Here is a 15250-nt window from a genome sequence, read left to right on the forward strand (position 1 = left end):
TTGGCATCCTGTCGTTCAGCCAATCCTCTACCGCACAAGGCGGCCCGATGACACCCCAACGCGTACTGGTTCTTGGAGCCAGCGGCTATATAGGCCAGAACCTGATCCCGCACCTGATCGAACAGGGGCACCAGATTACCGCCGCCGCGCGGCGCATCGAGTGGCTGCAGGAGCGGAACTGGCCGCAGGTCAACTGCCTGTATGCCGATCTGTATCGCCCGGAGACCCTGAGCGCGGCGCTGTGGGAAATCGATACGCTTTACTATCTGGTGCATGCGATGGGCGACGGCGACGATTTTATCGAGAAGGAGCGCCAGGCGGCGGAAAACCTGCGCGACGCGCTGCGCAATGCCAGCGTCAAACAGGTGATCTTTCTCGGCGCGCTGCAGCCGAACGACGATAGCTCACCGCACCTGGCGGCCCGCCGCCTGACCGGCGAGATCTTGCGCCAGAGCGGCGTGCCGGTGACCGAGCTGCGCGCCGGCATCATCGTCGGCCCCGGCTCGGCGGCGTTCGAAGTGATGCGCGACATGGTCTATAACCTGCCGGTGCTGACGCCGCCGCGCTGGGTGCGTTCGAAGTCGTCGCCGGTGGCGCTGGAGAACCTGCTGGTTTATCTGGCCGATCTGCTGGCGCACCCGGCGCAGGAGCACCGCATCTTCGACGTTGCCGGGCCGGAATACCTCAGCTATCAGGATATGTTCAAACGCTTTATCGCCCTCAGCGGCAAGCGGCGCTGGCTGATCCCGATCCCTTTGCCGACGCGGCTGATTTCGGTGTGGTTCATCAGCCTGATCACCTCGGTGCCAACGCCGATCGCCCGCGCGCTGATCCAGGGGCTGAAGCACGATCTGCCCGCCGACGGCCGGCCGCTGCAGGCCCTGATCCCGCAGCGGCTGCACACCTTTGAGCAGGCGGTCGCCACCACGCTGCAGCGCGAACAGGAGGTGGTCGATTCCGCCGACTGGGGCTACGATCCGGCGGCGCGGGCCCGCTGGCGCCCCGGCTACGGTTACTATCCGAAACAGGCCGGTTGTTCGCTGGACACCGCCGCCACCCGCGAGGCCCTGTGGCAAACGGTGCAGCAGCTGGGGGGCGAAGAAGGCTATTTCTACGCCAATATTCTGTGGCGCATCCGCGCCCGCATGGACGACATGATCGGCAACGGGGTGGTCTACGGCCGCCCGGCGCGCGCGACCCTGGCGCTGGGCGACGAGATCGACGGCTGGAAAGTCATCACGCTGAAGCCGCTGCGGCAACTGGCGCTGCTGTTCGGCATGAAGGCACCGGGGCTGGGGCGGCTGAGCTTCAGCATCACCGATCACGGCGATCGCCGCACGCTGGACGTGCGCGCCTGGTGGCATCCGGCCGGCTTCAGCGGGCTGCTGTATTGGTTCGCCATGATGCCCGCACACCTGTTCATTTTTCGCGGCATGGCGAAGCGCATCGCCGAGCTTGCCGAGAGCCTGGACCGGCAACGGCGCTGAACACCGTTCATTTGTCGATCAACCGCACAGTTTGCCGCTGCGCTTCGGGGCTTTCCGATTGCATAGCGCACGAAATCACGGAAGAATGGCATCTTATTTGCTGGGAGCGCCGCAAGCGCCCGCCGGTATTCCGATTTTGGGTGAGAATAGAGTCCGTTATGAAGGTATTGGTCACCGGTGCCACCAGTGGGTTAGGCCGTAACGCCGTTGAATATCTGCGCCGCCAGGGCATCAAAGTGCGCGCCACCGGCCGCAACCAGGCGATGGGCGGCCTGCTGGAAAAAATGGGCGCGGAGTTTATTCATGCCGATCTCACCAATCTGATCTCTTCGCAGGCCAAGGCGATGCTGGCCGACGTCGACGTGCTGTGGCACTGCTCCAGCTTTACCTCGCCCTGGGGCACCGAAGAGGCCTTCGAACTGGCCAACGTCCGCGCCACCCGCCGCCTCGGCGAATGGGCGGCGGCCTACGGCGTAGCGCAATTCATTCACATCTCTTCCCCGGCGATCTATTTCGATTACCACCATCACCGCAACGTGACCGAAGACTTCCGCCCGCAGCGCTACGCCAACGAATTCGCGCGCAGCAAGGCCGCCGGCGAGCAGGTGATCCAGCAGTTGGCACTGTCCAATCCGCAGACCCATTTCACCATTCTGCGCCCGCAGGGATTGTTCGGGCCGCATGACAAGGTGATGCTGCCGCGGCTGCTGCAGATGATCAAGCGCTACGGCAACCTGCTGCTGCCGCGCGGCGGCGCGGCGATGGTGGACATGACCTACCTGGAGAATGCGGTGCACGCCATGTGGCTGGCGACGCTAAAAGAAGATACCCCGTCCGGCCGCGCCTACAACATCACCAACCAGCAGCCGCGCCCGCTTCGCACCGTGGTACAGCAGCTGATCGACGATCTGGGCATGAAATGCCGCATCCGCTCCGTCCCCTATCCGATGCTCGACATGATGGCGCGCGGCATGGAACGCCTCGGCAGCAAAAGCGAGAAGGAGCCGGTGCTGACCCACTACGGCGTCGCCAAACTCAACTTCGACCTCACGCTCGATACCACCCGCGCGCAGCAAGAGCTGGGCTATCAGCCGATCGTCTCGCTGGAAGAAGGCATCGCGCGCACCGCCCGCTGGCTGAAAGATCACGGTAAGCTGCACGGCCTGTAATCAACGCGCCGCGCCGTACTTCACCAGCAGCGCATCGACAATCGCTTCACTCTCTGCATCCGGCTCGCCGCGCACATCGTCGGGCCGGAAGTGCATCTGAAACGCCGCTACCACGTTGCGCCGCTGCCGCGCATCCCATGACGGGTCGATCGCATAGCCGTAACGCGCCAGCTTTTCGAGCAGCGGCGCCATCGGTACCGGCGCATGGCGATCGCGCCCCGCCAGCAAACGCTGCACGTCCCGTTCATCCGGCCAGGCGCCGATGCCGGCCTGCGCCAACTGCCGCCAGGGGAACAGCGGGCCGGGATCCTGCTTGCGCTGCGGCGCGATATCGCTGTGCCCCACCACGTCCTGCGGCTGGATGCCATAGCGTTGGATAATGTCGCGGCTCAGCGGGATCAGCACGGCGATCTGCTCCGCCGTATAGGGTTGCCAGTGGGTGAACAGCATGCTGCGGGTGAAGCCCTTGTTGACGATTTCGATGCCGATCGAGGTGTCGTTGAGGTTGCTGCGGCCGCGCCAGGCGCTGGTGCCGGCATGCCAGGCGCGCATCGCCTCCGGCACCAGCCGGTACACCGTCGGTTTGCCGTGCTCGCGCTGAGGGTGTGCCGGCAGCAGATAATGGGCGCTGACGTGCTCGTCGGTCAGCGTTTTCAGCGATGAATGGAAGTCTTCCGCCGTGTAGTGCATCACCAAAAACCGGATGCGCTGATCGGCACCCTGCGCCTGATGCAGGGTTTCGAGCTGGTAAGCGCCGCGATCGACGAGCGTGTCCTGCTGTGGATTTTGGCACCCCGCCAACAGCGCGGCGGCGATAATCCCTGGCCAAATTTTCACTTATCCTCCTGATTGTCGTCCGTGAAAATGGTAAGGCGACGCGATTAGCCTGTATCCAATCATCACGCTCATCGAGAAATGATGACAGATAGCGCCGATGTGCAAGCGAGTGTTTCTCTCGGCTGGCGCCCTGCGCCCCCCATGATAGTCTCAAAGTATCATCTGCGCTGAAAGAGCGGAGTCGAACATGTTCACACCACGCTATCTGTCCTGGTTGCTCTGTGCCGCCATGCTGCCGCTCAGCGGCTGCGATCAGCAAAAAGTCGCCGGTGCGATGGGCGGGAGCACGCCGCCCCCGGCCGCTCCCGCCGCCACTGCAAGTGCGCCGGCCTATACGCCGCTGACCGCCGATCAGCTGTACCAGTTGGTCAGCCCGGTGGCGCTGTTCCCCGATAAGTTGCTGGCGCAGGTCTTGGCCGGCGCGGGCTATCCCGACCAAATCAGCGCCGCGGATGCCTGGCTGGCGCAAAACCGCGGATTGCAACCGGCGGCGCTCAGCTCGGCGGCCGACGCTCAGCCCTGGGATCCCAGCGTGCGCGGCCTGGTACAATTCCCCGACGTGCTCGATCAGATGGCGAAGAATATCCCCTGGACCACCGCCCTGGGCAGCGCCTACCTCAACGATCCCACCGACGTGATGAACGCCATTCAGGTGATGCGTCAGCGGGCGGCCAGCCAGGGTACGCTGAAAAACACCCCGCAGCAGCGCATCGTCGTAGCGCCTACGACCCGTTACGTTGAGCAGCAATCCTATCGCCAGAGCGTGGTGGCGGCGCCGGGCGAAACCATCGTCATCGAGCCCAGCCAGCCAGATACAGTTTACGTTCCGCATTACGACCCCTGGGAGGCCTACGGCACGCCGATCCCCGCCTACCCCAGCTATCAGTATCAGCCTTCGGGCTATAGCGGCGGCGACATGTTGGCGGCCGGCGTGATCAGCTTCGGCGTCGGCATCGCGGTCGCCTCATTGTTCAATCAGCACAACAGCGGTTGGCACAACTGGGATATGCGCTGGGACGACCGACGCCAACCGGTGGTCTACCGCAATGCGCCTTACGTATCGCACTCCACCACCGTGGTAAATCGCGTCACCAACATCAACCAATATAACAACGTCAACAATGTGAATCGCAGCAGCACCAGCACGGTGAACAACTACAATACGTCCCCCGCCGCGCCGACGCCGCGCTTCAACGCATCGGCGCCGAACGCGGCGCCGCAACAGCCGCGCGTCGCGCCTGCAGCCCATGCGCCGATGACCATGCCGAACTTTGCGCATACCCAGCCGGTAGCGGCCGCGCCGCACGTGCAACAATCGGTCAACGCGTCCCATGTGCAGCAACCGATGAGCATGCCGACGTTCACGCATACCGCGCCTGCGGCGCCCCACGCGCAGCAGCCGATGGCCGTGCATTCAGCGCCGGTACAGACGCATCCGATGCCGGCCGTCGCGCCGGTGCATCAATCCGCCGTGCGGCCACCGGTTCAGGTCGCGCCGCACGTCGTTCAGCCGGCGGTACACGAACCGGCCGTAGAGCCGCACCCGGCGGTAGTGCGCCCGACGCCGATGCCGCAAGAACGCGTCATGCCGCATCCGGCCCCGGCGCCGCAGATCCGCCCGTCGTTCGTTCAGCCGATACAGCATCGCCAGGAGCCGGCGCCGGTAAAACCGCAGGAGCACCGCCCGATCGTCGAGCAGCACAAGGTGGGGTAAAGCAAGAGAACGTCGCCCCGGCAGAATGGCCGGGGCGCGAGAATGGCGTTAGCGGCTGACTTTCACCGCGGTGCCGCTGACGGTCACCATCAGCATGCTGCCGTCTTTACCAACAGTTTCATAATCGATATCAATGCCGACCACCGCGTTGGCGCCCAGCTCTTTCGCCTGATCTTCCAGCTCTTCGAACGCGATCAAGCGCGCCTTGCGCAGCTCTTTCTCATAAGCGCCCGAGCGGCCGCCGACGATATCGCGCACGCCGGCAAAGAAATCACGAAAAATGTTGGCGCCGAGGATCGCTTCGCCGGTCACGACGCCGCAGTATTCGGTGATGGTGAACCCTTCCAGGGTCGGGGTAGTTGAAAGCTGCATCAGAATTCCTTGTTTGATTAATTCAACGTATCTATGACCAGAGGATTGGCATTATGTTCGCTTAATCAATGGCACGCAGTACGAATGCAAGGCCAAAAAACGCATTTATACTGTAAGCTATCGGTCTTCATGGTAGAGACTTTCACATAAGGTAATAAGATGAAAACAAAAACGATTGCGGCTGTTTTACCCTTAGCGCTGTTGCTGAGTGCCTGTACCACGGTGGAACCGGCATACAAGGATATCGGCACCCGCAGCGGCAGCTGTGTGGAAGGCGGCCCGGATACGGTCGCGCAAAAGTTCTATGACCTGCGCATCCAGCAGGGCGCCGGCCTGCCGGACAGTAACCGCCTGGCGCAGCTGCAACCTTACCTGAGCAAAGTGCTGTATCAGGATCTGGTCAGCGCCGGCCAGAACCCGGGCAAGCACCGGATAACCGGCGATCTGTTCTCCGGCAATGCGCAGGGGCCAAGCAGCGCGTCCGTCGCCAGCGCCTCGACCATTCCTAACACCGATGCGAAAAACATCCCGCTGCGCGTTGACTTGAGCTACCAAAAAGACGCCAACAGCACCGTGAACTGGCAGGACGAAGTGCTGATGGTGCGCGAAGGCACCTGCTGGGTGGTTGATGATATTCGCTACCTGAATGTTCCAGCGCACGCCACCAACGGCAGCGTGCGCCAGGTGCTGGAAAACCAGTAACCCGCCATGCCCCGGCCGACGCGGGCTTGCCGCGTCGGTCATCCCCGCCGTCCGCCCACCGCTCGAATTTCGTCCAATAGAAAAAATTTCGCTACCGATCTCACAGCCTGCGCCACAAATCCCCTCCCTCGGCTTGAGTCGCGGTATCTTGTGCTAATCTTTTACTGTCCCGCCGCACACTCATAAATTTTAACGCACAAAGATTGCATAAGTATTCTGTGGAAGTTAACATTTGCGGCATCAATGTCTATTCAATTCTGGCGCATGAGTATTCAACTTAACGGTATCAATTGCTATTACGGCGCTCACCAGGCGCTGTTTGACATCACGCTGGATTGTCCAGCCGGGGAAACCCTGGTGCTGCTTGGCCCAAGCGGCGCCGGGAAAAGTTCATTGCTGCGGGTGCTGAACCTGCTGGAAATGCCGCGTTCGGGCCAACTGCAGATCGCCGGTAACCAATTCGACTTTAAGCAGGCGCCGGGCGAGAAAGCCATTCGCGAACTGCGCCAAAATGTCGGCATGGTCTTCCAGCAATACAACCTGTGGCCTCACCTCACCGTGGTTCAGAACCTGATCGAAGCGCCTTGCCGCGTGCTGGGTCTGACCAAGGCTCAAGCGATGGAGCGTGCCGACAAGCTGCTCAAGCGTCTGCGCCTGACCGACTTCGCCGATCGCTTCCCGCTGCACCTTTCCGGCGGCCAGCAGCAGCGCGTGGCGATCGCCCGTGCCCTGATGATGGAACCGCAGGTGCTGCTGTTCGATGAACCGACCGCGGCGCTGGATCCGGAAATCACCGCTCAGATCGTCAGCATCATTCGCGAACTGGCCGGCACCGGCATCACGCAGGTGATCGTCACCCACGAAGTGGAAGTGGCGCGCAAGACCGCCAGCCGCGTGGTGTACATGGAAAACGGCCACGTGGTGGAGCAAGGCGACAGCAGCCACTTCACGCAGCCGCGGACCACCGAGTTTGCCAACTACTTATCACACTAACAATTAACTTGCTGTAATTTGGGGAGTTTGCGATGAAAAAACTAATAATCGCCGCCGTTCTGGCCGGCATCAGCGTTTCCGCCTCCGCAGCCGAAACGATCCGTTTCGCTACCGAAGCCTCCTATCCTCCATTTGAATTTATTGACGCCGGCAACAAGATTCAGGGTTTTGATGTCGATCTGGCCAACGCGCTGTGCAAAGAGATGCAGGCCGAGTGCACCTTCACCAACCAGGCGTTCGACAGCCTGATCCCGAGCCTGAAGTTCAAGCGTTTCGATGCGGTCATGGCCGGTATGGACATCACGCCGGAGCGTGAAAAGCAGGTGCTGTTCACCAAGCCGTACTACGATAACTCGGCGCTGTTCATCGCGCAGAAAGGCAAAATCGCCGACGTGGCGGCGCTGAAAGGCAAGAAAGTGGGCGTGCAAAACGGCACCACCCACCAGAAATACCTGACCGACAAGCACCCGGAAATCACCACCGTGCCTTACGACAGCTACCAGAACGCCATTTTGGATCTGAAGAACGGCCGCGTTGATGCGGTGTTCGGCGATACCGCGGTGGTCAACGAGTGGCTGAAGCAGAATGACGCGCTGGCGGCAGTGGGCGCCAAAGTGACGGATAAAGACTACTTCGGCACCGGCCTCGGCATCGCGGTACGCCAGAAGAACACCGATCTGCAGGGCAAGTTCAACGCCGCTCTGGACAAGATCAAGCAGGATGGGACCTATGAAACCATCTACAAAAAATGGTTCCAGCAGTAATACGCCCCGATGAATGAATTACAACCTTTAGCAAGCGCCGCCGGCATGACCGTCGGCCTTGCCGTTTGCGCCCTGATCCTCGGGCTGATTCTGGCGATGCTGTTCGCCGTATGGGAATCGTCCCGCTGGAAAGCGGTCAGCTGGCTCGGCACCGCCTGGGTGACCGTGCTGCGCGGCCTGCCGGAAATCCTGGTGGTGCTGTTTATCTATTTCGGCTCGTCGCAGCTGCTGCTGATGCTCTCCGACGGCTTTACCCTCAACCTCGGTCTGTTCCAGCTGCCGATTCAGCTGGCGATCGACAATTTCGAAGTCAGCCCGTTCCTGTGCGGGGTGATCGCTCTGGCCCTGCTCTATTCCGCCTACGCTTCGCAGACGCTGCGCGGCGCGCTCAAAGCGGTGCCGCAGGGGCAGTGGGAGTCCGGCCAGGCGCTGGGGCTCGGCAAGGCGGCGATCTTCTTTCGCCTGATCATGCCGCAGATGTGGCGCCACGCCCTGCCCGGCCTCGGCAATCAGTGGCTGGTGTTGCTGAAAGACACCGCGCTGGTGTCGCTGATCAGCGTGAACGATCTGATGCTGCAAACCAAGAGCATCGCCACCCGCACCCAGGAACCCTTTACCTGGTATGTGATCGCCGCGGCCATCTACCTGCTGGTGACGCTGTTCAGCCAATACGTCATCAAACGCATTGAGCTGCGCGCCACGCGCTTTGAGCGGGGGCCAGTCTGATGATTGAGTATTTACCGGAGATCCTCAAAGGGTTACACACCAGCCTGACGCTGACCGTCGCCGCGCTGATCGTCGCGCTGGTGCTGTCGCTGCTGCTGACGGTGATACTGACGCTGAAAACGCCAATCCTGACGCCGCTGGTCAAGATCTACGTGACGCTGTTCACCGGCACACCGCTGCTGGTGCAGATCTTCCTGATCTACTACGGCCCCGGTCAGTTCCCGGCCATCCGCGACTACCCGTGGCTGTGGAACCTGCTGTCGCAGCCCTGGCTGTGCGCGATGATAGCGCTGGCGCTGAACAGCGCGGCCTACACCACGCAGTTGTTCTACGGCGCGGTGCGCGCCATTCCCGCCGGACAGTGGCAGTCGTGCGAAGCGCTGGGCATGTCGCGCCGGCAGACGCTGCGCATCCTGCTGCCGTTCGCCTTCAAGCGCGCGCTGTCGTCTTACTCCAACGAAGTGGTGCTGGTGTTCAAAAGCACCTCGCTGGCTTACACCATCACGCTGATGGAGGTGATGGGCTACAGCCAGCTGATGTACGGCCGCACCTACGACGTCATGGTATTCGGTGCCGCAGGCCTGGTGTACCTGTGCGTCAACGGCCTGCTGACGCTGCTGATGCGCTTGGTGGAGCGCCGCGCGCTGGCGTTTGAACGCCGCAACTGAGGCCGCCTCCCCCATGAGCCCCGCCATTGTGCGGGGCTTTTTTTATCCCCACTGCAATACTTAATCATTTATATTGCATTTTAATTCACCCAATGGCAGGGTTATCAGCAGGCGCACACGTAAAAACCTCTGGCGATTACCAGTAAAAACAAACGATAGCGAATAATCACTTTCAGGATTCAGACAGGAGCTCTACGCATGAAAAAACTGCTGCTTGCCGCGACGATGTTGGCCGGGATCACCTTTAACGCTACCGCGGCCGAGACCATCCGCTTCGCCGCTTCCGCCACCTACCCGCCGTTCGAATCGCTGGACGCCAACAACCAGATCGTCGGCTTCGATATCGATCTGGCCAACGCGCTGTGCAAGCAGATGCAGGCGCAGTGCACCTTCACCAACCAGGCGTTCGACAGCCTGATCGCCGCGCTGAAATTCAAGAAATACGATGCGGTGATTTCCGGTATGGACATCACGCCGGAGCGCAGCAAACAGGTCGCTTTCACCCAGCCTTACTACGCCAACTCGGCGATCGTGATCGCGCAAAAAGGCAAGTTCAGCTCGCTGGCGGATCTGAAAGGCAAAAAGCTCGGCATGGAAAATGGCACCACCCACCAGAAATACATGCAGGACAAGCATCCGGAGATTAACACCGTCTCTTACGACAGCTACCAGAACGCCATTCTGGAGCTGAAAAACGGCCGTATCGACGGCGTGTTCGGCGACACCGCCGTGGTGAACGAGTGGCTGAAAACCAACCCGCAGCTGGCGCCGGTGGGCGAGCACATCACCGATGCGCAATACTTTGGCACCGGCCTCGGCATCGCGGTACGCCTCGACAACCAGGCGCTGCTGGCCAAGCTGAACGCCGCGCTGGACGCCATCAAGGCCGACGGCACCTACAAGGCCATCAACGACAAGTGGTTCCCGCAGTAAGCAATAAGGCCCGGTTATCCGGGCCTTATGTTTTATAAAATCCGCACCAACAGCGTCAGCACTTCGTAGTGCGCGGTATGCGGGAACATGTCAAACAGCTGCACCCGTTCGATGCGGTACCCCGGCAACATCTCGATATCTTTCGCCATGCTCTCGGCATTGCAGCTCGAATAGAGAATATAGTCCGGCGCCATCCGGCTCAGGTAGTCGCACAGCGCCTGGCCGATGCCACGCCGCGGCGGGTTGACCAGCACCAGCTGCGGCACCTGACCTTCGGCGGTGGCGAAGCGGGTGGAATCGAGCGCCTGAAAATCTACGTGCAGCAGCCCTAACCGCTGCGCCGACTGGCGGGCGCAGGCGATCGCTTCCGCGCTGATTTCGATGCCGGTCAGCCGCGTTTGCGGTTGCGCGCAGTGCAGGCCGAAACCACCGACGCCGCAGAACAGATCCCACATGCTGTCGATACCCAGCGCGCGCACCCAGTCGCGGGCGGTGGCATACAGATCGGCGGCCACCTGCGGGTTGGTCTGGAAGAAGCTTTGCGGGCGGATAAACAGCGGCACCTGATTGAACCGCTCCTCCAGCGCCTGCTGTTCGGTCAGCGCAATCTCGCGCTCCCCTTCCATGATCGCCATGTGCACCGGCTGAATATTGGCGGAGATCACCTTGAGCTGCGGCAACTGCTGCTGCAGCCACGGCAGCGCGGCGCGCAGCTGCGCCAGCTTGGTTTCCGAACGCAGCACGAAGCGCAGCATCACGCCGCCGTCGAGCGTGCTTTCGGTCAGCAGCAGGTACTTCAGCTCGCCGCGTTTGCGCGCCACGTTATACGGCGTCAGGCCCGCGCGGGCGATAAAGCTTTTCAGCACCGCAAACATCGGCGCAAAACCGGCGGGATACAGCGGGCAGTCGCTCAGATCGACCGGCGTGCCGTCGCGGTGCAGCATGCCGAGCAGCGGGCGCTCTACGCTGCCGCTGACCACCATCTTGGCTTTATTGCGAAATGCGCTCAGCTCTCCCGCCACCGGCTGCAGCCACTGCGCGACGTCGCGCCCGGCCAGCAACGATTGCAGGTGATGCTGTTTGTCGGCCAGTTGCTGCGGATAGGGCTTTTCCAGCCACTGACAGGAACGGCAGGTGCCCGCCGTATACAAAGCGCAATGCATGAAGATTACCGTGAAGTTCAGGATGACGAATTAAGGGCGCAGAGTTTACCACTCCGCGCGCCTAAAATCTCACTTGCGCGCGGCGAAGAAGCGGCGGCTGGCGGTAGGAACGAACAGCAGCGCCAGGATCACCACGTCGGGGATCTTTTGCAGGATCAGAACGTGCAGGATTTGGCCGCTGGTTTCCCCTTCCACGGTAAACACCTCGGGGAAAACGCTGCCGATGGTGGCCAACAGCAGGTAAAGCACCACGATGCACTGGCAGACCACATAGCCCCAGCGCCCCCAGTTGCGGCCGCGCATCACCGCAAAGCCGCAGCTGATTTGCAGGCACAGCAGCATCAGGCCGGCCAGAAAAATAAGGGTAGAATCCCACGCCTGCGCGCTGGTGTTGACGAACTCCTGCGCACCGTCGACGCCCAGTTCGCCCAACAGCAGCACCACGCTGATACACTTGATCGCGACCATGGCGGTACCCGCCACCATCACCGGCACCGGCGCATCCGAAGTCGATCCCATTCCCTGCCCGCTTTTCAGCATGTCTGACATATCCGTGTTCCGCTACGACGCGCCACCAATACAGATGGCGCATGTAAAGTCAGGTAGTTAGTTGCAATACTTATTGATTGCAAAAATAGCAGGTTTGTTACGATTCAGCTACGGGCCGCCCGCTGTAATTCACGCGATCGTTGTTTTTCCGAGCGCGCCATAAACCACCAGGCGATCAGGCCGAGAATGCCCACCACCAACAAGATCAGGCTGGCCAACGCGTTAATTTCCGGATTCACCCCCATGCGCACGCTGGAGAATACCAGCATCGGCAGCGTGGTGGCGCCCGGGCCGGAGACGAAGCTGGCGATCACCAGATCGTCCAGCGACAGGGTGAACGCCAGCATCCAGCCGGAGATCAGCGCCGGCGCGATCATCGGCAAGGTGATGACGAAGAACACCTTCAGCGGCGGCGCCCCCAAATCCATCGCCGCTTCTTCAATTGAGCGATCCACCTCGCGCAGGCGCGAGCTGATCACCACCGCCACGTAAGCGGTACAGAAGGTGACATGCGCCAGCCAGATGGTGAACATGCCGCGTTCCGACGGCCAGCCGAAGGCGTGCCCCATCGCCACGAACAGCAGCAGCAGCGACAGGCCGGTGATCACGTCCGGCATCACCAGCGGTGCGGTCAACATAAACGCAAAACCGGTCGAACCGCGAAAGCGGCCGAAGCGCACCATCACCACGGCGGCGATGGCGCCCAGTACCACCGCGGCGGTGGCGGAGGCGGCGGCGATGGTCAGGCTGAGCCCCACCGCGCTGATCATCGCCGAGTCGTGAAACAGTTCGGTATACCAGCGCGTGGACCAACCGGCCCACACCGTCACCAGTTTGGAGCTGTTGAAGGAGTAGATCACCAGCATCAGCATCGGCGCATACAGGAAGGTAAAGCCGACCGTCAGGATGGCGATGCGCCACGGTGAACGCACTACCGGCAAGTTGTTCATTCCTGCCCCCCCATTTCCTTGTTCTGGTGTTTGTGGAACCACAAAATTGGCACGATCAACAGCAGCAGCATGATGGTAGCGACCGCCGAGGCCACCGGCCAGTCGCGGTTATTGAAGAACTCCTGCCACAGCACGCGGCCGATCATGATGCTGTCCGGCCCACCGAGCAGTTCCGGGATCACGAACTCGCCCACCGCTGGAATGAACACCAGCATCGAACCGGCGATGATGCCGCCGCGCGTCAGCGGCACGATCACGCTGAAGAAGGTTTTCAGCGGCCGGGCCCCCAGATCCAGCGACGCCTCCACCAGCGAGTAATCCAGCCGGATCAGCGCCGTGTAAATTGGCAGCACCATAAACGGCAGATAGGAATAAACGATGCCGATATACACCGCCAGGTTGGTGTGCAGGATCACCAGCGGCTGGTCGATCACCCCTAGCCACATCAGAAAGTTATTCAGAATGCCGTTGTTTTTCAGAATGCCCATCCAGGCGTAGACACGGATCAGGAACGAGGTCCAGGAAGGCAGGATCACCAGCAGCAGCAGAATGTTGCGGGTTGACGCTTTGCTGTGGGCCACCGCCCAGGCCAGCGGATAGCCGATGATCAGGCAGCACAGCGTCGAGACCGCCGCCACGCGCAGCGACTGCAGATAGGCGTCGATATACAGCGGATCGTCGGTCAGCTGCAGGTAGTTGGCGAAGTTGAGCGCGATGTTCAGCTTGCCGTCCGCCCAGCTCAGCAGCTCGGTGTAGGGCGGCACCGCCAGCGCCAGCTCCGCCAGGCTGATCTTGAACACGATCAGGAACGGCAGCATGAACAGCAGCGTCAGCCATAAATACGGCAGCGCGATCACCAGCTTGCGGCCGTGAGCCATCAGCAGGCGGTGGAACAGCGCCTTGAAGGTGCCGGGCGTTTTGGCCGGCGGTTCCGGCGTGCGTTCAGAAAGCAGGGTCATACGGGTTACTCCTCACCGGCTCCACTACACTGTCAACACTACGCAGCTGTCGGTTTCCCAGCACAGACGCACTTCATCGCCCCAGGTCGGCATCCCCTTGCGGAAACGGTGGCCGTTTTGCAGCTGGGCGCTGATAATCTGCCCGCTGTGCAGCTTCACGTGATAGATGGACAGATCGCCCAGGTAGGCAATGTGCGCCACTTCCCCCACCGCGAAGTTGCAGCCGTCTGCCGGCACCTGTTCGCACAGCAGGATCTTCTCCGGCCGCAGCGCCACCTGGATCGGCACGCCGTCCACCACCGAGGCGTCCGGATCCACCTTGATCGCATGACGCAATCCGGGGCTTTGCAAGATCAGCGCGTCGTCGTGCCGCTCCTGCAATACGCAGTCGAAGACGTTGACCGAGCCGATAAATTCGGCGCTGAAGCGGCTGTTCGGATGCTCGTAGATCTCTTCCGGCTCGCCGATCTGCACGAACTTGCCGCGGTTCATGATGGCGATGCGCCCCGCCATGGTCATCGCCTCCTCCTGATCGTGCGTCACCATCACGCAGGTCACGCCGACGCGCTCGAGAATGTCGGTCACTTCCAGCTGCATGCGATCGCGCAGCTTCTTGTCCAGCGCGCCCATCGGCTCATCCAGCAGTAGCAGCTTCGGCCGCTTGGCCAGGCTGCGTGCCAGCGCCACCCGCTGCCGCTGGCCGCCGGAAAGCTGGTGCGGCTTGCGCCTGGCGAACTCCTGCATGTGCACCAGCGCCAGCATTTCCGCCACCCGTTCGGCGATTTCTGCCCGCGGCATTTTGTCCTGCTTCAGGCCGAAGGCGATGTTCTGCTCTACCGTCATATGCGGGAACAGCGCGTAAGACTGAAACATCATGTTGATCGGCCGCTGGTACGGCGGCACGTGCGACATATCCTGCCCATCGAGCACGATCTGCCCTTCCGAGGGCTGTTCGAAGCCGGCCAGCATGCGCAGCAAGGTGGATTTGCCGCAGCCGGACGGGCCGAGCAGCGCAAAGATTTCGCCCTTGTAGATGGTAAGGCTGACGTCTTCGACCGCGTTCTGCCCGTCGAAGGTTTTGGTGAGGTTACGGATTTCCAGCAGAGGGGTGAAAACCTTCTGCGACTTGGCTTGAGGACGAGGGATGGCGTCGTTCAATCGGGGTGCTCTCCGGCGTAAAGCGGCACAAAACCACGGCGAGCGCCGTGGCCCAAAACGGCAATGCAGGCGGGGGCACCCGCCTGCCGGTTTACCGACGATAGGG

Annotated in this window: 16 protein-coding genes; 9 read left to right on the plus strand and 7 right to left on the minus strand. The window is 61.5% G+C overall.

Annotation, left to right across the window (positions count from 1 at the left end; all coding sequences use genetic code 11):
- Positions 1-47 precede the first annotated feature (47 nt).
- Both WCL58_RS04300 and WCL58_RS04305 read left to right on the plus strand, forming a co-directional pair.
- Positions 48-1487 carry a DUF2867 domain-containing protein gene (locus tag WCL58_RS04300; RefSeq protein WP_308342821.1) on the plus strand — a complete coding sequence of 480 codons (1440 nt, stop codon included), beginning with the start codon at positions 48-50 and terminating at the stop codon, positions 1485-1487.
- 158 nt (positions 1488-1645) lie between these two features.
- Positions 1646-2656, plus strand: a complete 1011-nt coding sequence (locus tag WCL58_RS04305) for an NAD-dependent epimerase/dehydratase family protein (protein ID WP_004928393.1) — start codon at positions 1646-1648, stop codon at positions 2654-2656.
- Here WCL58_RS04305 and WCL58_RS04310 read toward each other — a convergent pair whose 3' ends face one another.
- Entirely contained in the window at positions 2657-3493 is an 837-nt protein-coding gene (locus WCL58_RS04310) for an N-acetylmuramoyl-L-alanine amidase (RefSeq protein WP_060440302.1), read from the minus strand.
- 187 nt (positions 3494-3680) lie between these two features.
- On the opposite strand from WCL58_RS04310, the gene WCL58_RS04315 reads away from it, so the two are divergent.
- Positions 3681-5207: a DUF3300 domain-containing protein gene (locus WCL58_RS04315; RefSeq protein WP_180548341.1), complete on the plus strand. Its 1527-nt coding sequence runs from the start codon at positions 3681-3683 to the stop codon at positions 5205-5207.
- Between the two features lie 48 nt (positions 5208-5255).
- Here the strand turns inward: WCL58_RS04315 and WCL58_RS04320 are convergent, their stop codons facing one another.
- Positions 5256-5579, minus strand: a complete 324-nt coding sequence (locus WCL58_RS04320; RefSeq protein WP_004928400.1) for a heavy metal-binding domain-containing protein — start codon at positions 5577-5579, stop codon at positions 5256-5258.
- Between the two features lie 159 nt (positions 5580-5738).
- Here WCL58_RS04320 and WCL58_RS04325 point away from each other — a divergent pair, with 159 nt between their 5' ends.
- From WCL58_RS04325 to artJ (WCL58_RS04350), 6 genes are all read left to right on the plus strand, one after another.
- On the plus strand, positions 5739-6281 hold the full coding sequence (locus WCL58_RS04325) for a lipoprotein (RefSeq protein WP_049202208.1): 543 nt from the start codon (positions 5739-5741) through the stop codon (positions 6279-6281).
- Positions 6282-6545: 264 nt separating this feature from the next.
- Positions 6546-7274 (plus strand): arginine ABC transporter ATP-binding protein ArtP, encoded by a 729-nt coding sequence (artP, locus tag WCL58_RS04330; protein ID WP_038884338.1) that lies wholly within the window; start codon positions 6546-6548, stop codon positions 7272-7274.
- Positions 7275-7306: 32 nt separating this feature from the next.
- A complete protein-coding gene (artJ, locus tag WCL58_RS04335; protein ID WP_004928409.1) occupies positions 7307-8038 on the plus strand; it encodes an arginine ABC transporter substrate-binding protein in 732 nt (243 codons plus the stop codon).
- Positions 8039-8047: 9 nt separating this feature from the next.
- On the plus strand, positions 8048-8764 hold the full coding sequence (gene artQ, locus WCL58_RS04340) for an arginine ABC transporter permease ArtQ (protein ID WP_025159684.1): 717 nt from the start codon (positions 8048-8050) through the stop codon (positions 8762-8764).
- A complete protein-coding gene (gene artM / locus WCL58_RS04345) occupies positions 8764-9432 on the plus strand; it encodes an arginine ABC transporter permease ArtM (protein ID WP_033637817.1) in 669 nt (222 codons plus the stop codon). Before artQ ends, artM begins: the two co-directional genes overlap by 1 nt.
- Before the next feature lie 198 nt (positions 9433-9630).
- Positions 9631-10365 carry an arginine ABC transporter substrate-binding protein gene (gene artJ / locus WCL58_RS04350; RefSeq protein WP_336850590.1) on the plus strand — a complete coding sequence of 245 codons (735 nt, stop codon included), beginning with the start codon at positions 9631-9633 and terminating at the stop codon, positions 10363-10365.
- Between the two features lie 32 nt (positions 10366-10397).
- On the opposite strand, the gene rlmC is transcribed toward artJ (WCL58_RS04350), so the two are convergent.
- The 5 genes from rlmC to potG all read right to left on the minus strand — a co-directional run bounded on the left by rlmC (position 10398) and on the right by potG (position 15144).
- Positions 10398-11528: a 23S rRNA (uracil(747)-C(5))-methyltransferase RlmC gene (gene rlmC, locus WCL58_RS04355; RefSeq protein WP_141958672.1), complete on the minus strand. Its 1131-nt coding sequence runs from the start codon at positions 11526-11528 to the stop codon at positions 10398-10400.
- A gap of 69 nt (positions 11529-11597) precedes the next feature.
- On the minus strand, positions 11598-12077 hold the full coding sequence (locus WCL58_RS04360; protein WP_047727995.1) for a YbjO family protein: 480 nt from the start codon (positions 12075-12077) through the stop codon (positions 11598-11600).
- A gap of 104 nt (positions 12078-12181) precedes the next feature.
- On the minus strand, positions 12182-13027 hold the full coding sequence (gene potI, locus WCL58_RS04365; protein WP_025302238.1) for a putrescine ABC transporter permease PotI: 846 nt from the start codon (positions 13025-13027) through the stop codon (positions 12182-12184).
- Complete coding sequence (gene potH, locus WCL58_RS04370; protein ID WP_049202213.1) at positions 13024-13986, minus strand: putrescine ABC transporter permease PotH; 963 nt, start codon at positions 13984-13986, stop codon at positions 13024-13026. Before potH ends, potI begins: the two co-directional genes overlap by 4 nt.
- A 24-nt stretch (positions 13987-14010) precedes the next feature.
- Positions 14011-15144, minus strand: coding sequence for a putrescine ABC transporter ATP-binding subunit PotG (gene potG, locus WCL58_RS04375; protein ID WP_049202214.1), 1134 nt, complete (start codon positions 15142-15144; stop codon positions 14011-14013).
- Positions 15145-15250: the final 106 nt, after the last annotated feature.

Origin of the sequence: Serratia sp. TMDUHS_CL (assembly GCF_037137105.1) — a bacterium.
GTDB lineage: Bacteria > Pseudomonadota > Gammaproteobacteria > Enterobacterales > Enterobacteriaceae > Serratia > Serratia nevei.